Origin of the sequence: Tatumella ptyseos ATCC 33301 (assembly GCF_000735525.1) — a bacterium.
GTDB classification, from domain to species: Bacteria; Pseudomonadota; Gammaproteobacteria; order Enterobacterales; family Enterobacteriaceae; genus Tatumella; species Tatumella ptyseos.
Map to the genome: position 1 here is coordinate 252,232 of NZ_JMPR01000004.1, position 21,053 is coordinate 273,284.

General features: G+C 50.4%; 15 protein-coding genes. 8 read left to right on the top strand and 7 right to left on the bottom strand.

What is annotated here, in order from left to right; translation table 11 throughout:
* Nucleotides 1–356 precede the first annotated feature (356 nt).
* A complete protein-coding gene (arcB, locus tag GTPT_RS01240) occupies nucleotides 357–2,699 on the bottom strand; it encodes an aerobic respiration two-component sensor histidine kinase ArcB (RefSeq protein ID WP_029989664.1) in 2,343 nt (780 codons plus the stop codon).
* A gap of 735 nt (nucleotides 2,700–3,434) precedes the next feature.
* Here arcB and gltB point away from each other — a divergent pair.
* The 3 genes from gltB (at nucleotide 3,435) to GTPT_RS01255 (ending at nucleotide 10,253) form a co-directional block, all read left to right on the top strand.
* A complete protein-coding gene (gene gltB / locus GTPT_RS01245; RefSeq protein ID WP_025903817.1) occupies nucleotides 3,435–7,901 on the top strand; it encodes a glutamate synthase large subunit in 4,467 nt (1,488 codons plus the stop codon).
* Nucleotides 7,902–7,910: 9 nt separating this feature from the next.
* Entirely contained in the window at nucleotides 7,911–9,329 is a 1,419-nt protein-coding gene (locus tag GTPT_RS01250; protein WP_025903816.1) for a glutamate synthase small subunit, read from the top strand.
* Between the two features lie 180 nt (nucleotides 9,330–9,509).
* The gene (locus GTPT_RS01255) at nucleotides 9,510–10,253 is read left to right on the top strand and encodes an SDR family NAD(P)-dependent oxidoreductase (RefSeq protein WP_025903815.1); all 744 of its coding nucleotides are present in this window, start codon (nucleotides 9,510–9,512) and stop codon (nucleotides 10,251–10,253) included.
* A gap of 58 nt (nucleotides 10,254–10,311) precedes the next feature.
* Here GTPT_RS01255 and sspB read toward each other — a convergent pair whose 3' ends face one another.
* The 5 genes from sspB to zapE all read right to left on the bottom strand — a co-directional run bounded on the left by sspB (nucleotide 10,312) and on the right by zapE (nucleotide 13,980).
* On the bottom strand, nucleotides 10,312–10,815 hold the full coding sequence (sspB, locus tag GTPT_RS01260) for a ClpXP protease specificity-enhancing factor (RefSeq protein WP_025903814.1): 504 nt from the start codon (nucleotides 10,813–10,815) through the stop codon (nucleotides 10,312–10,314).
* Nucleotides 10,816–10,817: 2 nt separating this feature from the next.
* Nucleotides 10,818–11,459 carry a stringent starvation protein SspA gene (gene sspA / locus GTPT_RS01265; protein WP_025903813.1) on the bottom strand — a complete coding sequence of 214 codons (642 nt, stop codon included), beginning with the start codon at nucleotides 11,457–11,459 and terminating at the stop codon, nucleotides 10,818–10,820.
* 305 nt (nucleotides 11,460–11,764) lie between these two features.
* On the bottom strand, nucleotides 11,765–12,157 hold the full coding sequence (rpsI, locus tag GTPT_RS01270; protein WP_025903812.1) for a 30S ribosomal protein S9: 393 nt from the start codon (nucleotides 12,155–12,157) through the stop codon (nucleotides 11,765–11,767).
* Between the two features lie 15 nt (nucleotides 12,158–12,172).
* Nucleotides 12,173–12,601, bottom strand: coding sequence for a 50S ribosomal protein L13 (gene rplM / locus GTPT_RS01275; protein ID WP_025903811.1), 429 nt, complete (start codon nucleotides 12,599–12,601; stop codon nucleotides 12,173–12,175).
* Nucleotides 12,602–12,846: 245 nt separating this feature from the next.
* Nucleotides 12,847–13,980: a cell division protein ZapE gene (zapE, locus tag GTPT_RS01280; protein WP_025903810.1), complete on the bottom strand. Its 1,134-nt coding sequence runs from the start codon at nucleotides 13,978–13,980 to the stop codon at nucleotides 12,847–12,849.
* A gap of 211 nt (nucleotides 13,981–14,191) precedes the next feature.
* Between zapE and zapG the strand changes: the two genes are divergently transcribed.
* The 5 genes from zapG (at nucleotide 14,192) to GTPT_RS01305 (ending at nucleotide 18,765) form a co-directional block, all read left to right on the top strand.
* Nucleotides 14,192–14,593: a Z-ring associated protein ZapG gene (gene zapG, locus GTPT_RS01285; protein WP_025903809.1), complete on the top strand. Its 402-nt coding sequence runs from the start codon at nucleotides 14,192–14,194 to the stop codon at nucleotides 14,591–14,593.
* 89 nt (nucleotides 14,594–14,682) lie between these two features.
* Nucleotides 14,683–16,059, top strand: a complete 1,377-nt coding sequence (locus GTPT_RS01290; protein ID WP_025903808.1) for a Do family serine endopeptidase — start codon at nucleotides 14,683–14,685, stop codon at nucleotides 16,057–16,059.
* An 88-nt stretch (nucleotides 16,060–16,147) separates the two neighbouring features.
* Nucleotides 16,148–17,215 (top strand): outer membrane-stress sensor serine endopeptidase DegS, encoded by a 1,068-nt coding sequence (gene degS, locus GTPT_RS01295; RefSeq protein ID WP_025903807.1) that lies wholly within the window; start codon nucleotides 16,148–16,150, stop codon nucleotides 17,213–17,215.
* A 443-nt stretch (nucleotides 17,216–17,658) separates the two neighbouring features.
* Complete coding sequence (gene argR / locus GTPT_RS01300) at nucleotides 17,659–18,129, top strand: transcriptional regulator ArgR (RefSeq protein ID WP_025903806.1); 471 nt, start codon at nucleotides 17,659–17,661, stop codon at nucleotides 18,127–18,129.
* A gap of 372 nt (nucleotides 18,130–18,501) precedes the next feature.
* Nucleotides 18,502–18,765, top strand: coding sequence for a YdgH/BhsA/McbA-like domain containing protein (locus GTPT_RS01305; RefSeq protein WP_025903805.1), 264 nt, complete (start codon nucleotides 18,502–18,504; stop codon nucleotides 18,763–18,765).
* Nucleotides 18,766–19,086: 321 nt separating this feature from the next.
* On the opposite strand, the gene aaeB is transcribed toward GTPT_RS01305, so the two are convergent.
* The gene (aaeB, locus tag GTPT_RS01310; protein WP_025903804.1) at nucleotides 19,087–21,042 is read right to left on the bottom strand and encodes a p-hydroxybenzoic acid efflux pump subunit AaeB; all 1,956 of its coding nucleotides are present in this window, start codon (nucleotides 21,040–21,042) and stop codon (nucleotides 19,087–19,089) included.
* Nucleotides 21,043–21,053 lie beyond the last annotated feature (11 nt).

Here is a 21,053-nt window from a genome sequence, read left to right on the forward strand (position 1 = left end):
ATCAAATGAAAGGTTTTTGCGGGAATGATCATGGAGTAAGTTTTGCTATTCCGCCGATGAATCGGCTCATTCTGCCTGTCCATCGATTGCCCTTAAACGGTGCAGAGCAACAGAAACCTCTCTGACAACAGATGCCTCAGAAGGATTTCAACTTCATAAATCTTAATGAATTGTGGAAAAGTGACCTCAGTTTTTGTTAAGGTAAGTGCAGCAGTAATCCAATACCCCCTGTAGCCCCGGTTCCGACCGGATAACGACTGACGTATCCGGCTACAGAGTGACCGTTTCCCTGGTGTTGGCGCAATCTTCGCGCACCCCGGTTTATCCGGGGTCATTTTTTTGCTCTGCCGCCCCGGTTACTTTTCTGCTTCCCTGTTCTCTACCCACTTTCTTAGCGTATCTACTTCATGACGCCATTCATGTCGCAGTTCATCGATCCATTCCTGGACGTTGTCCCACCAGGCCGGGAGTTCCGGGGTCTGAATCTGCCGCGCAATCTCCTGCAGGTATTTTAATCCGACAGAGCCAGCCGCTCCCTTAATTTTGTGGCCCTCTTCCGCAATGCCTTTCTGATCTTTTGCCATCATGTTGGAGTCGAGGACATCAAGATAGCCCGGCATCATTTTTTCAAACATGCTCAGACTGTCATAGATAAGTTTTGGCCCTACCAGCTCAAGATATTGTTCCAGCATGACGATATCCAGGTGCTTCTGTTCAGCGGAAGATGCCGGTTCAGGGATCTGCTCTTCCTCATCCTGATGCGGGTTCCAGTATTTACTGATCACGGCAGTTAGCGCAGGGACGGCCAGCGGTTTGCTCAGCACATCATCCATCCCGGCTTCCAGATACTCTTGCTTATCTTTCAGCACATTAGCCGTCAGAGCGACCAGCGGAGGAAGTTCCTGCCCGGTAAAGCGCTGATGCAGTGTGCGTGCGACATCAAGGCCGGTCATATCCGGCAGCTGAATATCCAGCAATACCATATCGAACTCCCCGGGATCGAACATTTCCAGCGCCTCAGCACCAGTCATCGCCACCTCGGTTGAGCACCCTAGTTTATCCAGTACTGAACGGGCCACCACTACGTTTAGTTCGATATCCTCGACCAGTAAAATATGCAGAGCCGGCAGAGGCATGGCCTCCGGCTCATCAGCAGGCTCATCTATGATCGTCAGGGCTGGCGCATCAATTACCACGCTGAAGCAGGCACCTTCTCCGGGAAGGCTGCTGACCGTAATATCGCCCCCCATCGCCTGTGCCAGACGGTAAGAAATCGCCAGTCCGATACCGGTGCCGGTCGCCGGTTTACCCCCATGCTGATCTTTCACCTGGTAGTACATGGCAAAAATTTTGTCCTGCTCCGCCTTCGGAATACCGATCCCGGAATCTTTGACATCAAAGCGAAGTTTCTGCGCGGTGTCATCATAGGTGACGGTGACGATAATTTCGCCTTCGCGGGTGAACTTCACGGCATTACCAATCAGGTTCCATAGGATCTGACGCAACCGGGTCCCGTCGGCGACGATCGTTTCAGGCAAGGGTTGCTGTGCAGACATAATGAACTTCAGTCCCTTGGGCTGAACCAGCAGTCCGGAGAGATTTTCAAGATCAGCCAGGAAGCCGGTAAAATCGATAGGCTGATTGTCCAGCCTGACACGGCGACGTTCAATTTTATCCATTTCGATCACATCGTTGAAAATATTTCCCAGTGTGATCGCTGACACATGGATGGTTTTGAGATAATTCAGCTGTTCCTGACTCAGTTCGGTATCCAGCAGGATACGACTCAGGCCGACAATGCCGTTCAGCGGTGTACGAAGTTCATGACTGATGGTCGAGATAAAGGTCGTTTTTTCGCGGCTGGCATTTTCCAGTGCTTCCTGGTAACGCTTACGCTCGGTAATATCACGACCAAACCCCATCAGACCGGCGCGCTTTCCGACACGGTCATAGTAAGGAACTTTACGGATTTCAAAACAGGCTTTTTTACCATCCGGATACTGCAGCCACTGTTCATAAGTCAGCGCAACATTATGACGGAACACCTTCTCATCCGTTTCCAGTATTTTGGCTGCGGTATCGGCGTCATAGATATCCAGCGGTGATAACCCGACCAGCTGTTTCTCATTTTTCCCCGCCAGCAATTCGACGGCACGGTTACAACCGGAAAACTTGCGGTCAATATTGCGATAAAAGACCAGGTCAGGAGAGGCATCAAGAAATGAACGTAAGAAACTGGACTGCTGTTCCAGTTCTATCTGAGTCTTTTCACGGCTGGCCATTTCATCCTTGAGCTTATCCATAGCATGTTCACGGGCCTGTTCCGCTTTTTCACGATCATTAATTTCCTGATTGAGTTGCTGAATATTTTCTTTCAACTGCTGGTTAAGTTGTAAGTCCCGGTGACGCATCTCTTCGAGCTTATCCACCAGCCGGGCTAACCGCTGACGGGAGTCTTCCAGTTGATCAACGACCACAGAGAGGAAATACACTGCCCAGGGCGTGATCAGTAATCCAAAAAATACCGAACGGACGACATCGATACTTTCCACTCTGCCCTGTAATACCAGCGTAACGGCCATCTGGACAATCATTGCCAGCACAACTAAGGCTGAGGCCAGCAACAAAGAAAACCGGACCAGGCCAAGTTTGACCATCAAATCTACATAGTATTGCGCCAGTAATCTGATCTGTTTCATATACACTCCCTGACTGTGAACTCCCATCATAGCCTACCTTTTTAACGCAGAAACAGGTTGATAGGAATCACAGACGTATTTTCCCGAAGGATGCCGCAATCCTCTGCCGCCACCGCGTGAGGGTAAGACGTCATAAGATAAAACAATAAATGAATATAAATTCACAAGAAGTGAATCTTAACTCAACAAGCAATCCTATTAATTTTTTTAATGATCCCTGAGAACACGCAGAAAAAAAGGTTTATTCCTAAAACAGATATATTATGCAGCAATCTGCGAATAAGCGGAGTTTTGTGCTAAAAATCACTCCGGCACCAGCATGGTGCAGCTATTGAGATGCCGCACTATAGTGAGACAGTTCACAATTACCTCTGCATCCTGATTGTGCACAACCGGATAAAAAACCTATTAACTACTTAACATTCAATCAGATACAAAAAAACACCCGCCCTCGTCACAGAAAGAGTCACTATTTGACCTGACTTCGCTTTCCCGATAAGTTGGAAATCCACTGGAAGCTTTCTGTGCGGATCCATTGTCCGCCATATTTATGCAGTAGCAGAGGTTCCCTGTAACAAGTTCCCGACACTTGTCACATCGACGAAGCCCGCCATGGCAGAAGAAGCGATATAAGACATGTTTGTGCATCTCCATATGCCGCATTCTTACGCTGCTGTTGCGCATGTCTGACTGCCGGAATAACAAGAGTCTCTAGAGCCCGGGGAGGTTCACTAAATGTTGTATGATAAATCCCTTGAAAAGGATAACTGTGGTTTTGGACTGATCGCCCATATAGAAGGTGAACCGAGCCATAAAGTAGTACGTACGGCCATTCATGGACTCGCCAGAATGCAACATCGCGGTGCAATTCTGGCTGACGGTAAAACCGGTGATGGCTGTGGTCTTCTGTTACAGAAGCCTGACCGTTTCTTCCGTATTGTTGCGGAAGAAAAAGGCTGGCGTCTGGCGAAGAACTACGCTGTCGGTATGCTCTTCCTGAGTACTGATGAAGCCAGGGCCAGTGCTGCCCGTGCTATTGTCGAAGAAGAGATTATCCGTGAAACACTTTCTGTGGCCGGATGGCGCGAAGTTCCTACTAATCAGGACGTTCTGGGGGAGATTGCCCTGTCGTCATTGCCAGGGATCCAACAAGTCTTTATCAACGCCCCGGCCGGATGGCGTCCGCGTGATATGGAACGCCGTCTGTACATGGCTCGCCGCCGGATAGAAAAGCGTGTCGAAGCCCTGAATGACAGTGATTTCTATATTTGTAGTTTCTCCAATCAGGTGAATATCTACAAAGGGCTTTGCATGCCCACTGACCTGCCCCGGTTTTATCTCGACCTGGCGGATTTGCGTTTAGAATCATCTATATGCTTATTCCACCAGCGCTTCTCAACCAATACTGTGCCTCGCTGGCCACTGGCCCAGCCTTTCCGCTATATGGCACATAATGGTGAAATTAATACCATTGCCGGGAACCGGCAGTGGGCACGTGCACGTGCATATAAATTCAATACCCCATTGATCCCTGATCTGCAGACCGTCGCTCCGTTTGTGAACGAAACCGGTTCAGATTCCAGTTCAATGGATAACATGCTGGAGCTTTTCCTCAACGGTGGTATGGACCTGGTCCGCGCAATGCGTTTGCTGGTACCGCCGGCATGGCAGAACAATCCGGATATGGATCCTGAGTTACGCGCCTTCTTTGACTTTAACTCCATGCATATGGAGCCGTGGGATGGCCCCGCCGGTATCGTCATGTCTGACGGACGTTACGCGGCCTGTAACCTGGACCGTAATGGTCTGCGACCTGCCCGGTATGTTATTACCAGTGATAAATTAATTACCTGCGCCTCTGAAGTCGGTATCTGGGATTATCAGCCCGATGAAGTGGTCGAAAAAGGCCGTGTCGGTCCCGGCGAGCTGATGGTGATCGATACCCGTGAAGGCCGTATCCTCCATTCGTCAGAAACCGATAACGATCTGAAAAGCCGCCATCCTTATAAAGAATGGATGGAAAAGAATGTTAAACGCTTAGTCCCTTTTGAAGAGCTGACGGATGAGCAGGTGGGTAAACGTCACCTCAGCGATACGATGCTGGCGACTTACCACAAGCAGTTTGGTTACAGCAGTGAAGAACTGGACAGCATTCTGCGGGTACTGGGCGAGAATGGCCAGGAAGCCGTGGGGTCGATGGGTGATGATACGCCTTTTGCCGTGCTCTCCAGCCGCCCGCGCATTATCTATGACTATTTCCGTCAGCAATTTGCGCAGGTGACTAACCCGCCGATTGACCCGTTGCGTGAAAACCACGTGATGTCACTGGCAACCAGTATCGGCCAGGAGATGAATGTCTTCTGTGAAGCGGAAGGACAGGCCCACCGGGTGAGCTTTAAATCCCCTATCCTGCTCTACTCTGACTTTACTCAGCTGACGACGCTGGAAGGTAAGTACTATCGTGCCGATACCCTGGACTGTACTTTTGAGCCGGAAAGCGAAACGCTGGAGCAGGCTATCCACCGTCTGAATGATCAGGCGGAAGAACTGGTGCGTGAAGGGACCGTTCTGCTGGTGCTGTCTGACCGGGCGATCAGTATCGGTCGTCTGCCGGTACCGGCTCCGATGATCGTCGGAGCAGTCCAGGCGCGGTTGGTTGAAAAAAATCTGCGCTGTGATGCCAACATCATTGTTGAAACGGCGTCAGCCCGTGATCCGCATCATTTTGCAGTGCTGTTCGGCTTCGGCGCAACGGCGGTCTACCCATGGCTGGCCTATGAGTCTCTGGCACAGATGTCAGACAGCGGTGTTATCGGAAAAGATTATCGCAGTGTGATGCTGAACTACCGTAACGGCATCAATAAAGGTCTGTACAAAATCATGTCCAAAATGGGCATTTCGACTATCGCTTCTTACCGCTGTTCGAAGCTGTTCGAAGCTGTCGGTTTACATCAGGATGTGACCCGCCTCTGTTTCCAGAATGTCACCAGCCGGATCGGCGGTGCCAGCTTCAGTGATTTCCAGCAGGATTTAACGAATCTGGCGAAACGCGCCTGGTTACAGCGTAAGACGCTGGAACAGGGAGGATTACTGAAATACGTCCATGGCGGTGAATACCACGCCTATAACCCGGATATCGTAGGCACGCTGCAGCAGGCGGTTCAGAGCGGCGATTTCGATGACTACAGGAAGTATGCAGAACTGGTCAATAACCGTCCGGTCGCCACGTTGCGTGACCTGTTACAGTTACAGCCCGGCACTGACAGTATTCTTATCGACGATGTCGAGCCAGCCAGTGAGCTGTTTAAACGTTTTGACAGTGCGGCAATGTCTATCGGTGCGTTAAGCCCGGAAGCACATGAATCACTGGCTGAAGCCATGAACAGTATCGGCGGCTTCTCCAACTCCGGAGAAGGCGGTGAAGATCCTGCACGTTACGGCACCAATAAAGTTTCACGGATCAAACAGGTCGCTTCCGGTCGCTTTGGTGTGACACCGGCCTACCTGGTGAATGCGGATGTTATTCAGATCAAGGTCGCTCAGGGGGCGAAACCGGGTGAAGGCGGACAGTTACCGGGTGACAAGGTGACTCCGTATATTGCCAGACTCCGCTACTCTGTACCTGGCGTCACACTGATATCACCTCCGCCACATCATGATATCTATTCCATTGAAGACCTGGCGCAGCTGATTTTCGACCTCAAGCAGGTCAACCCGAAGGCGATGATTTCGGTCAAACTGGTTTCCGAACCGGGTGTCGGAACCATTGCGACCGGGGTGGCAAAAGCCTATGCGGATTTAATCACTATCGCCGGCTATGATGGCGGCACCGGTGCCAGTCCGTTGTCCTCGGTTAAATATGCCGGCTGCCCCTGGGAACTGGGGCTGGTAGAGACTCAGCAGGCACTGGTGGCCAATGGCTTGCGTCATAAAATCCGCTTACAGATCGATGGCGGGCTGAAAACCGGCCTGGATATCATTAAAGCCGCGATCCTGGGTGCCGAAAGCTTCGGCTTCGGGACCGGTCCGATGGTCGCGCTGGGCTGTAAATACCTGCGTATTTGCCACCTGAATAACTGTGCTACCGGTGTGGCAACTCAGGACGATAAGCTGCGCACCCATCATTACCATGGCTTACCGTTTAAAGTGACCAATTACTTTGAATTTATTGCCCGGGAAACCCGTGAAATTATGGCCTCACTGGGGGTAACCCGTCTGACTGACCTGATCGGCCGCACCGATCTGCTGAAAGAATTGGACGGATTTACGGCAAAACAGCAGAAGCTGGATCTTTCTTCACTGCTGAAGACTGCGCAGCCAATGCCAGGTAAAGCCATGTACTGTACCGAAAGCAACCCGCCGTTTGATAAAGGCGTGCTTAACAAAGCGTTGCTGGAACAGGCTGTCCCCTTTATTGAGCAGCGTCAGAGTAAAACATTCTATTTCGACATCCGGAATACCGATCGTTCCGTCGGCGCCACGCTTTCCGGTGCTATCGCCATGATTCACGGTGACCAGGGACTGGCGGCAGATCCTATCCGCGTTTACTTTACCGGAACCGCTGGTCAGAGTTTCGGGGTATGGAATGCCGGTGGGCTGGAAATGATCCTGACCGGGGATGCTAACGACTATGTCGGTAAAGGCATGGCTGGCGGGTTACTGGCTATCCGTCCTCCGGTAGGTTCTGCCTTCCGCAGCGTGGAAGCGACCATTGCCGGTAACACCTGTCTGTATGGCGCCACCGGCGGTAAACTTTTTGCCGCAGGTCGTGCCGGTGAACGTTTTGCCGTCCGTAACTCCGGAGCCATTACCGTGGTTGAAGGTATCGGTGACAATGGCTGTGAATATATGACCGGTGGCATTGTCTGCGTCCTGGGGCGCACCGGCGTTAACTTTGGCGCAGGGATGACCGGCGGATTCGCTTACGTTCTGGATGAAGACGGTGAATTCCGTAAACGCGTGAATGCTGAACTGGTAGAAGTGCTGGATGTTGAGCAATTACCGATCCATGAAGAGCATCTGCGCGGGCTGATTACTGAACACGTTCAGTATACCCAGTCCGGTCGCGGTGAAGAGATCCTGGCCAACTGGCCGGAATGGTCTGCTAAATTCACCCTGGTTAAACCTAAGTCCAGTGATGTCAAAGCATTGCTGGGCCACCGTAGTCGCTCCGCAGCAGAACTGCGGGTTCAGGCGCAGTAAGAGGTCACGATGAGTCAGAATGTTTATCAGTTTATCGACTTGCAGCGTGTTGATCCGCCGAAAAAACCGCTGAAACTTCGGAAAATTGAATTTGTAGAAATTTATGAGCCCTTCTCTGAAGGGCAGGTTAAAGCTCAGGCCGATCGCTGCCTGGACTGCGGTAACCCGTATTGCGAATGGAAATGTCCGGTTCACAACTATATTCCTAACTGGCTGAAGCTGGCCAATGAAGGCAGGATTATGGAAGCGGCAGATCTGTCACACCAGACCAACAGCTTGCCGGAAGTCTGTGGCCGTGTTTGTCCACAGGACCGCCTGTGTGAAGGCTCGTGTACGCTCAATGCGGAGTTTGGTGCCGTCACCATCGGTAATATCGAGCGCTATATCAACGATAAAGCGATGGAGATGGGCTGGAAGCCGGACATGTCGCATGTCACGCCTACCGGTAAACGTGTCGCCGTCATTGGCGCCGGCCCTGCCGGTCTGGCTTGTGCGGATGTCCTGACCCGTAATGGTGTAAAGGCAGTGGTCTTTGACCGTCACCCGGAAATTGGTGGTTTGCTGACCTTTGGTATTCCTTCTTTCAAATTAGAAAAAGAAGTGATGATCAAACGTCGCGAACTGTTCACCGAAATGGGCATTGAATTCCGTCTGAATACTGAAGTGGGACGCGATGTTCAGCTCAGCGACCTGATGGATGAATTCGATTCTGTGTTCCTGGGTGTCGGGACTTACCAGTCAATGCGTGGTGGCCTGGAAAATGAAGATGCGCCGGGTGTATTTGATGCCCTGCCTTTCCTGATTGCGAATACACGTCACACCATGGGCTTTGAGCCACTGGAAGAGCAGCCTTATATCACCATGCAGAGTAAACGCGTTGTCGTGCTCGGTGGCGGGGATACGGCGATGGACTGCGTGCGTACGTCCATTCGTCAGGGTGCCAGTCATGTGACCTGTGCTTACCGTCGTGATGAAGAGAATATGCCAGGCTCGCGCCGCGAGGTGAAAAATGCCCGTGAAGAAGGGGTTGAGTTCCGGTTTAACCTGCAACCTTTAGGTATCGAGATCGACAGCCAGGGTCGCGTCTGTGGCGTTAAGATGGCACGTACCGAAATGGGTCCTGAAGATGCGGCAGGACGCCGCCGGGCAGAGATCGTCGCAGGTTCTGAGCACATCATTCCGGCGGATGCCGTAGTCATGGCATTCGGTTTCCGTCCGCATGGTATGGAGTGGCTGGCAAGCTTCGGCGTCGAACTTGACGCTCAGGGACGTATTATTGCACCTGAGAACAGTGATAACGCTTTCCAGACCAGTAACCCTAAGATCTTTGCCGGGGGCGATATCGTCCGTGGTTCTGACCTGGTCGTTACCGCTATCGCTGAAGGCCGTAAGGCGGCTGAAGGTATTATGGATTACCTGGAGGTCTGACAGACTTCCGGTTTCCATCCTGAAAAGGCACAGTATTGTGCCTTTTTTTTTCGCCCGCCCCCCGGCTCCCCCGCCTGCAAATGTCCGGAGTCAGGCTTTTTATGTACATATTTTAGCCAACCCTTCCGTTATCCTGCCTTTTGCTTACGGAATATCCCGTAGCCAGAAAAAGGAACTGATATGGATTTCTCAGGAAAGGTCGTCATTGTTACCGGCGGAGCCAGCGGTATTGGTCTCGAAACGGTCAAAGCGTTTGCTTCTGCCGGGGCATCTGTGGTCATTGCGGATATTGCCCCTGACAGCGAACAGATCACCCGCGAACTTCAGCAACAAGGAATGTCCGTGATCTTCTGCCAGACAAACGTATGTAGTGAGGCGGACCAGCAGCAGTTGATCGAAACGACTCTCCGGCATTTTTCAGGGCTGGATATTGTGTTTGCCAATGCCGGTATCGCCCGCGATGGTGTCGCAGCAGATCTCTTATTCACCGACTGGCAGAAAACAATCGATATCAATCTTTCCGGGGTGTTTCTCAGTAATAAATATGCGCTCCGGCATTGGACGGAACATAACCTCCCCGGGGTTATCGTGAACTGCGGCTCCATCCATAGCTTTGTCGGTAAACGCCACGTCACCGCTTATGCCGCCGCCAAAGGCGGGGTCAAACTGTTGACCGAAACACTGGCCGCAGATTATGCCGGGAAAAATATCCGCGTGAATGCGGTTTGTCCGGGCTATATCGATACCCCGTTACTTAGCAAACTTTCCTCAACACAGAAAGAAGAGCTGATTAAGCTTCACCCGCAGGGCCGCCTGGGGCGTCCTGAGGAAGTCGCCGCCGCGGTCCTTTTTCTTGCCAGTGACCAGGCCGGGTTTATCAATGGTGCATCGTTGCTGGTCGATGGCGGATATACTGCCCAATAGCTTGTTTCAGGCATAAAAAAACCGGCCTGCGGGCCGGTTTTCATGACATCCTGATAACTTACTTAACAATGCGTAGCGCCGGACGTCCGCCGCCGCGCGGAGGATGAGGGGGTTCATCATCGCCATCAGTCTCTGAGTCGGTCGTGCCCTCAGGCAAATCACCCTCAATGACTGACATGATAGTTTCTGACGGAGCAGCCTGCGGCTCAGCATCATCTTCTGATAACTGGTCATAGGCAGGCTCAGGTTCAAACATGGTTCCGGCACCATTCTCACGTGCATAGATGGCCATCACCGCATTCATCGGCACAACGACCTGACGAGGAACGCCACCAAAACGGGCGTTGAAATGCACGGCATCATTGGTCATCTCAAGATTACCGACAGCACGCGGAGCAATGTTCAGTACAATCTGTCCATCACGCGCATATTCCAGCGGAACCATCACGCCCGGCAGATTAATATCAGCCACCAGATGTGGCGTCAGATCATTATCCAGCAGCCATTCATAGAATGCCCGTAACAGATAAGGACGACGTGCACTCAGTTCAGTCATTTCCATAATCAGCCCCGAAATTGCAGACGCATTTCGCGTTCAGTTTCGGTCAGAGAGGCCAGGAAAGAGTCACGTTCGAAGACGCGTGTCATATAGCCTTTCAGCTCTTTAGAGCCTGTGCCGCTCAGGTCTACACCCATTGAAGGTAAACGCCACAGTAACGGAGCCAGATAGCAATCAACCAGGCTGAATTCTTCGCTCATGAAGAAAGGTGTACGGGCGAATAAAGGCGCAATTGCCAGTAACTGCTCACGCAGTTGCTTACGGGCATCATCAGCTTCCTGAGCAGTTCCTTTCTCGATACGGAACAGCAGGCTGTACCAGTCCTGCTCGATGCGATGCATCATCAGGCGGCTTTCACCCCGGGCGACAGGATACACAGGCATCAATGGCGGATGAGGAAAACGCTCATCCAGGTATTCCATGATAATACGTGATTCATACAACGTCAGTTCACGGTCAACCAGAGTCGGCACCGTACAATACGGATTCAGGTCAATAAGATCCTGCGGAAGGTTATCCATATCGACCTGTTCGATCTCCACACTAACGCCCTTTTCGGCCAGTACGATACGTACCTGATGGCTGAAAATATCACTGAGTCCGGAAAACAGTGTCATTACCGAACGTTTGTTGGCAGCGACAGCCATGAAAACCTCCACTTAGCTCAAAAAGATACTACGAATAGCCAACAACAGCCGACTAGCCAGTATGCATAAAACCTGTCAGTCTGCTCAGATACCCTGTTACAGGCCCTCAGGCCCCCGGGGCATCGCTCTTGCCGACAGGTATAAATCAGGGCCATAGTCTACCAGATCTTCACCTGTTTGTGGGGGGTGATTAAAGATTTACCAATAAATAGTCCTGAACTGCAGGCCTCTGAGCGTCGGAAAACAAAAAACCCGCCGAAGCGGGTTTTTGAGGCCAATTGCAATGCTGCATAAGCAGCAAAGAATTAACGTTTGGAGAACTGTGGACGACGACGTGCTTTACGCAGACCGACTTTCTTACGTTCAACTTTACGTGCATCACGGGTAACAAAGCCCGCTTTGCGCAGTTCTGAACGCAGAGATTCGTCATACTCCATCAGAGCGCGTGTGATACCGTGACGGATCGCACCTGCCTGACCAGAGATACCACCACCTTTAACGGTGATGTACAGATCAAACTTACCTACCATATCAAGCAGTTCCAGCGGCTGACGCACGACCATACGTGCAGTCTCGCGACCGAAATACTGTTCTAAAGAACGCTGATTGATAACGATGTTTCCGCTGCCCGGCTTGATAAAGACGCGAGCGGATGAGCTTTTGCGGCGACCTGTGCCGTAGTTTTGAGTTTCAGCCATTGCCTGTAATCCCGATTAAATGTCAAGAACTTGCGGTTGCTGTGCCGCATGGTTGTGCTCGTTACCTGCGTAAACTTTCAGTTTACGGTACATAGCACGACCCAGTGGGCCTTTTGGCAGCATGCCTTTAACCGCGATTTCAATCACACGCTCAGGACGGCGATCAATCATCTCTTCGAAGGTCGCTTGCTTGATACCACCGATGTGGCCAGTGTGATGGTAATAGATCTTATCGCTACGCTTGTTACCAGTAACAGCAACTTTCTCGGCGTTAAGAACGATAATGTAATCACCGGTATCAACGTGCGGAGTGTATTCCGCTTTATGTTTGCCACGCAGACGACGAGCCAGTTCAGTCGCTAAACGACCTAAAGTTTTGCCTGTCGCGTCAACAACATACCAGTCACGCTGTACGGTTTCTGGTTTAGCTGTAAAAGTTTTCATTGAAAAGCTTACCCAAATATAAGTTACACGTTGGTGAAATCCCAAACGCTTAAGTAAACGATTGAGGCTCACACGACTATTTTGCCAGTAAGCCTACCCCTTCGGATAGAGTTACCGGATCACAAAGGTTTTTGGGAAAAAAAACCATTTGCCGTAACGTGGGGTCGCAAGATTATAGAGAAGTCCCCCGCAAAGGTCGACCCTTTTTGCGATAAAATTGCTTACCCTCTTCCCGGCATTTGCATTCAGGGCAAATGCGGGCGGCGCAGATACTCCTCACTCTGCATTTCCTGCAGACGTGAAAGACAGCGCTGGTACTCAAAATTCAGTTGGTTACCCCGATAAATATCACCCAACGCCGCTTCTGCGCAGACGACCAGTTTAACATGCCGTTCATAAAACTCATCGACTAATGCCAGAAAACGTCTTGCCTGGTCTTCCATCGCCTGAGTCATGACCGGAACATTAAACAGCAGCACAGTATGATAGCGCTTTGAAAGCTCGATATAATCCCGCGGACTACGCGCCTCACCACACAGGGTGGAAAAATTTATCGCAACCACCCCGCCGCAGGATTTTCGCGTGGCCAGCGGACGATGGTTGATCTCCAGCACCGGCGATTCCGCCGCCTGATAGTCACACCCGGCCAGCGCACCAAACATCACCGCCATTTCCTGCTCACTGGCATCACCTGGCGGCGTTTTCCATAAGTGTGCTGACGTCAGAGTGCGTAACCGGTAGTCGATGCCGGCATCCACATTCATAATGCTGCAGTGGCGCTTAATTTGTTCGATGGCAGGTAAAAAGCGTCCGCGCTGCAGTCCGTTGCGGTAGAGATCATCCGGAGGAATATTGGATGTTGCGACCAGAGTAATCCCGCGTGCAAACAGCGCTTCCATCAGCGTACCCAGTAGCATGGCATCGGTAATGTCCGAGACAAAGAACTCGTCAAAACACAATAAATCTGCTTCCGCTTTGAAGCGATCAGCGATAATCAGTAACGGGTCGCTGTGCCCCTGTAATTCAGCCAGCTCCTGATGCACTCGCAACATAAAACGGTGAAAATGCAACCGGAGTTTACGCTGACCCGGAATAGACTGAAAAAACAGGTCCATGATCCAGGTTTTTCCTCGCCCGACACCTCCCCACATATATAGTCCGCGAACAGGGCTAACGTCCTCAGAAGAGGTCTTACCAAATAAGCCGGATAAGCGGGCCAGCAAACCCGGCCGGGTGACCGGGGGCTGCGGCATTCGTTCAGTAAGGGACTGATAAATCTCATCAAGGCAAGTCACCGCTGATTGTTGTACATCATCAGGCTGGTAATCGCCGCGGTTAAGCTCTTGCTGGTATAGGGCCAGAGGAGATGTCATTTGCATTTTTCTCAGCTTTTCAGAAAAGCCCCGTCAGGGGTGTTTGACGAAAAAAAAACCGTTATACAGTACGACAGCCTGACTCAGGATTCCACATCCATCAGATTAACGGGTATAGTGACTGTCATTGAAGTAGGTTATCTTCTTGTTGTTAACTGATTATCATGAAGAAGAAACCGTTGTACCCTGAATAACAACGGAAATTAGGGGAGTTATTATGACCTGGGAATACGGAATTATCGGATTAGTGGTTGGGCTGGTCATTGGCGCAGTCGTGATGCGCTTCGGTAATAAGAAACTGCGTGAGCAGCACACGGTTCAGTATGAGCTGGAAAAATCCAAAGCTGAACTGGAAGAATACCGCAAAGAACTGACCAGCCATTTTGCACGCAGTGCAGAGTTACTGGACAATATGGCCCACGATTATCGTCAGCTCTATCAGCACATGGCGAAAGGTTCTAATGAGCTGCTGCCGGATTTACCTGGTGATCAGAATCCTTTCACCTGGCAGGTTACAGAAGCAGAAGCCGATAACGATCAGGCACCGGTACAAATCCCGCGGGACTATTCAGAAGGCGCATCAGGATTACTAAGAAACGGCCCCGCGAGTCGTAAGTAATCTCCCCGGGTGCGATCGCACCCGGCTCTTTTTATTGACCGGTCGTCTCCGGGCTTGCTCCATCTTTTAACCGCGGGAATACTTTCAGAATGAAAAAACTATCGCCATTATTTTTAGCCCTCTCATTGAGTGCCGGACTGAATTTATCACTTTCACCGCTGGCCCACGCCACTTTGCCTGTGAAAGTGGAGGGCCAGCAGTTACCTTCTCTGGCACCGATGCTCTCCCGCGTGTTACCTGCTGTCGTCAGTGTTCAGGTCAGTGGCATACAAGCGCCGGCCAGTGATCAAAATACCCCTCAGCCACTGAAAAAGTTCCCGGGTCAGCCCTCCCCGCAAAGTACACAGCCACAGCCTTTTGAAGGCCTGGGCTCAGGGGTGATTATCAATGCGGAAAAGGGCTATATCCTTACTAACCATCATGTCATCAGGGATGCGACAAAAATCACCGTACAGTTGAGTGACGGACGCCAGTTTGATGCCAAAGTGCTGGGCAGTGATACCCCGACCGATATCGCATTATTACAGGTGAAAAACCCGAAAGATCTGACACAGATTAGCGTGGCAAACTCTGATCAACTGCAGGTCGGTGATTTTGCAGTGGCTATCGGTAACCCGTTCGGCTTAGGACAAACCGCAACATCCGGCATTATTTCAGCACTGGGACGCAGTGGCCTGAATATTGAAGGACTGGAAAACTTTATCCAGACCGATGCTGCCATCAACCGGGGCAACTCCGGTGGTGCACTGGTCAATCTGCGCGGTGAACTGATTGGTATCAACACGGCTATCCTGGCATCGAATGGCGGTAACATCGGTATCGGTTTTGCCATCCCCGGGAATATGGCCATGAATATTGCCGACCAGCTGATTAAATACGGTCAGGTAAAACACGGACAACTCGGTATCAAAGGCACTGAACTGACCCCGGAGATGGCGAAGGCCTTCAATGTGAATGTCAGCCGGGGCGCATTTATAGCAGAAGTGCTTCCGGGATCTGCCGCCGCAAACGCCGGGCTGAAGGCCGGTGACATTATTACCACCCTCGATGATAAATCCCTGTCCGGATTTGCAGAGCTGAGAGTGAAAGTTAGTACCCACTCTCCTGGAGATAAATTACGACTGGGTATACTGCGTGCCGGCAAGCCTCTGGCTATCGTGGTCACACTTGAGCAAAGCGGTGCCAACGTATCCGCAGTGACCCGTCTGGCTGAACCCGCCTTCCAGGGAGCGACGTTTACTGATGGTGAAACGGTCAGCAAAGAGAAAGGGATAAAAGTAGCAGAGGTGATAAAACAGAGTCCGGCTGCGCAGGTGGGAATGCATCCCGGCGATGTCATTATCAGCGTTAACCGCCAACGGGTACAAAATCTGGCAGAACTTCACAAAGTACTGGAAACCAAACCGGATGTTATCGCGCTGAATGTCATTCGTGGCCAGGAAAGTATCTATCTGTTAATGCGTTAAAAAGCAGATAACGACCGGCACAAGCTGATACCCGTCCCGGTCGTTATCATGTTATCCTTACTTCCCCTTTCCCTGCAAAACGATCGGCATGTTAATCAAATTATTACGTTCGGTGATTATCGGCCTTATTGTGGCTGTGGTGCTGTTACTGGTCATGCCCGGATTCCATACCGGAAGCTGGCTGTCAGGACTTTTTGGCCATTCTTCTGACGCCTCTGAGGAGCCTATTGTCAGCTTTAGCCAGGGAGTGAGGCGTGCTGCCCCCGCAGTGGTTAATGTCTATAACCGTAACACCCAGGCGAATAATAATCAGGGGATCACCACTCTGGGTTCCGGGGTCATTATGAATTCCCGCGGATATATTCTGACCAATAAACATGTGATCAATAACGCCGGACAAATTATTGTTGCTCTGCAGGATGGCCGGTTTTATGAAGCGACTCTGGTGGGCTCAGACGCGATGACCGATCTGGCCGTGCTGAAAATTTCCGCCTCTAACCTGCCCGTGATCCCGATTAATACCAAACGCATCGCGCATGTCGGTGACGTCGTGATGGCCATCGGTAACCCTTATAATCTGGGACAAACCGTGACTCAGGGAATTATCAGTGCCACCGGCCGGGTCGGGCTGAGTTCGTCAGGCCGCCAGAATTTCTTACAGACCGATGCCTCCATCAATCAGGGTAACTCCGGTGGCGCACTCATTAACTCGCAGGGCGAACTGGTGGGTATCAATACCCTGACCTTTGATAAAAGCAGCGACGGTGAGACGCCTGAAGGCATTGGTTTTGCTATTCCTACCGCGCTGGCGACCAAGATTATGGATAAACTTATTCGTTATGGTCGGGTGATCCGGGGCTTTATCGGGATCACGGCCCGCGAAATCCCGGCTTTCCATACCCAGGGGACAAGTCTGGATAAAATTCAGGGACTGGTGGTCAGTGAAGTCGCCCCCGGCGGACCGGCCGAAAAGGCAGGTATCCAGCCTAACGACCTGTTGCTCAGTGTGAACGGAAAGCCTGCGTTATCGGCTCAGGAAACCATGGACCAGGTCGCGGAAATCAGGCCGGGTTCGGTGATACAGGTGCAGGTATTACGTAATGATAAAAAGCTGACCTTGCCGGTGACGATTCAGGAATTCCCTCACGACAACTAAGCAGGACAAAGCGAACTGGCACGGAGAACGAAACAGGTATCCGCTGCCGGTTCTTATTTCCGTCCTGAAACACTCTTACAGCCATCAGTTGCCGCGGGGATCCTGCCCCCGGAGACAGTAATCTTCTGATCTTCCGATGAATAATCCCTGACGGTCAGTCATGTCCTGTTGATCCCCCGCCAGTGAATCTCTTTGCCGTGGTCGCCAGCCCTTCCTCTGAAGAGCGGAAAAGACGTAAACACCGCAAAAAAAAGATGAACAACATAAATAACCAGGGGTACAGAGTTAAATAGCGATTTGGACTATTCTGGATTCTTTGATAAAATCCGCGCCCTGCTCACACCAGGGCTGGATAACAGGTTACGCATTGCATAAAAATTCATCAGCATGCATAATAATGTAACCCTTTTACGGATTTCCACTCATATAAAAAATGGTAGCCTATGCGAATCGCTTCTAAACAGGAAGATTTAATCAGGGCATTCAAGGCCCTGCTGAAAGAAGAAAAGTTTAGTTCACAGGGCGAGATTGTTACTGCGCTTCAGGACGAAGGCTTTAATAATATTAACCAGTCTAAAGTGTCGCGGATGCTGACCAAGTTTGGAGCCGTTCGTACCCGTAATGCGAAAATGGAGATGGTGTACTGCCTGCCTGCCGAACTCGGGGTACCCACCACGACCAGCCCGTTAAAGAACCTGGTTCTGGATATCGATTTCAATGATGCACTGGTCGTCATTCATACCAGTCCCGGTGCTGCACAGTTGATAGCGCGGTTGCTGGATTCATTAGGTAAAGCCGAAGGGATCCTGGGTACCATCGCGGGTGATGACACTATCTTCATTACTCCGTCCCGGGGGTTCACCGTGAAGAAACTCTATGATGCTATCCTGACATTATTCGAGCAGGAACTTTAATACAGCACACCACTTCCCTGCCGCCACTGTCATAGCGGCAGGGGCATTCCCGCATTCCCGCATTCCCGCATTCCCGCATTCCCGCATTCCCGCAGCATAAAACATCACAATAATGAAACAAAAATGAAGGAGCAGAGGAAATAGCACAAAATGACAAATCGTTGCATCCTGTTGTTTGTAGTGACAAAAAAAAGTCAAAGGTTAAATAATATTCATCTGTTAGTTGAATTTGTTATAAAAAATATCAAGTAAACGGTTACATTCAACCAAAGTATTATTAGCAATGTATTAATTTCCCAGGTTACCAGTACTATAATGCTTTCCGTGATCAACATCACAAAAAATTGAAAATTATTAACTGAGGAATCAATCGTGAGTATAAAAGCCGGACTGGCTATGATGGGTGTATTAACTGTTCTTTCATTTACCGCATCTGCTGCACAATCAATTAATAGCGAGCAGGCACAAGGTATGCACTCCATCGGGGTTATCACCGTCAGTGGCATTAATTCGGCACCGTCAGATATTAATCAACAATTAAATAGCAAAGCTGATGCAATGGGTGCCCGTGCGTATGAAATTACCGAAAACTATATGAATGGTAATTATCACGCGACTGCAGTAGTTTTTAAATAACACAGTAACTTTCCATGTAAGGCAATGACTGCAAAATACTCTTTCCTGATAACAGGATAATTACGACGAAAAAAAATAAGGCTAATCGCTGCGGTAACGTTAGTTCTCCGTCAGCCTTATTAAGGTGACAGTCTGCAGACTGTTATACCGGTTCCGGACCATAAGATAAGAATAATATTATAACGACCGGGCCTTCCCGGAAAGAAGTTCTATCCCCTGAAAAATGTCATTTCAGCCCCCTTTCGGGGGCTTTTTTTATTTGTCCTAATCGTCAGTCGTCAAACCTCTTCCGGATGTATGACATGACGTAGCCTTCTTTAATTACAGGTTAATCAATGTGTTTCGGTAGCGTATCAGGATGTCCTCCAGACGGTGCACCGGCTCGATCACAGAAACCGGCACCGAGTGCTCATGAAGCTTCTGCTGGTAAATTTCCAGTTCCTGTAATAGCTGATTGTAATAATGGCTCCGCTTCTCATCATTATGTGATGAAATAACTCTGTCTCCGGTATGTCGCAATCTGCGATGGAATTCAGATAACTCAGCCGCAGGCGGGATATTTGCCTTTCGCAAACGTTGATGGCTAATAATCAGCGTTAATGCCAGACGATATTTATTAATATCATCCGGGAAAAGGTTAAGCAGCAGGAATAACTGCTGATAGAGTGCCGGCAGATGATTTTCCCGGCGCCTTTCAGGATCCGTCGTCAATGCCGATACCGCAGCATAAATAAAGCGATTAAGAATTTTTCTTCCGGTACGGGCTTTAGATTTATCCCGGATAAGTAAAATCACCATCATCGCCAGGAAACAGCCAATAACCTGCCCCAGTGCACTATCAAGGAAAGTATTAATACCGAAATCCATCGGATTACTCAAAACCAGAATATTTAGCGTACCGACAAATGCACCAAGAGTACCCAACTGCCGACGCTGAATAAAAATACCGGCAACAAAAGCCATACTGCCCATGATAAGACAGAGCAGAAAAATGCTTTGTTGTGTCCCTGGTAGCAGGAACATGTAATACAGTGCTCCGAGCGGAACGGCCACTGACATACCGTACAGAAAATCTTTTGCCAGCATCAGTGGATTGGGCAATCGCATGGCTAATGCGGTCACAACCGCCAGCATCACCATACAGGCACTGCCGGCATTCCAGCCGGAATAGAGCCAGAAAAGTGACCCCAGTGCAGTAGCAACAAAGGTACGGATCCCGTTTATCATCGCCGGATGCGTCTCGGCAGAACGCACATGCACAACAATTTCACGTTGCAGGATAGCTTCTTCAATATGGCTGATCCTGGCATTCGTTTTCAGCCCTTTCAGTAACACCAGATATTCACTGGCGGCACCTATCCATGTGCTGATCGTTTCCGGCACCTGGCGGTTCCCCGTTAATGTCACCAGACGCCGTAACGCTTTCAACTGCTGATACAGTTCAGAAAAGTTACTGACATCACGGTTGATCACCTCATAAAATTCAGAAGGGATATACTCTTGCCGGGTGGTGCTGATTAGAAAGGTTTCTGCAGCCTGGGTTATCATGGTCAAAGAAAGTGTATTGAGCATCTTCATCCGGCGACCGGAACGATGCCAGTGAGTCGATTCCATTCTTAGTTGCTGACGCATTCCCCCCAGCGCAGTGGTACGACGGACTAATGCGCCCCAGGCTTTATCCAGTTCTTCTTTATCCGCCTGCCTGACACAAATCTGCAGCAGCTGGTACTGAGCTATCAGTAACGATTCGGTTTCATGGTCGATCACTTTCTTAATCGAACGGGGAGAAAAGATTATATCGGCCAGGATCACACAAAAAATCCCGATGCTGATTTCACTGCAACGCTCAACCGCAAAACGAGGAACCAGTGCCAGTGAACCATTGGCCGCGACCGTCACCATGATAATTAAGGCGGTGTAACCGGCCAGCCCTAATGCATAGGCATTCTCAGCACGCATCAGCGAAGAGAGCCAGACACAAATTCCGGCCCACAGACAACACAACATCAACATAACGACGGGCGCGCGGGCAGTGAAGATCATGATAGTCAGCGCTGCAATGCACCCAAGGAAGGTACCGATGACCCTTAATATTCCCCGATGCCGCAGAGCCCCGGAGTAAGGGTCTCCGCCGGTAGCAAACGCTTGTCCGCCTGCTACAATCGCTGCCGTCATTACCGCCCAACGCGGAGTTTCTAAATTACAGAAGAACCCCAGCATCAGTGCCAGTAAGACGGCAAATGTCAGCTTAACCGGGAAACGTAAAAACTGAATCACCGCCCCCACAA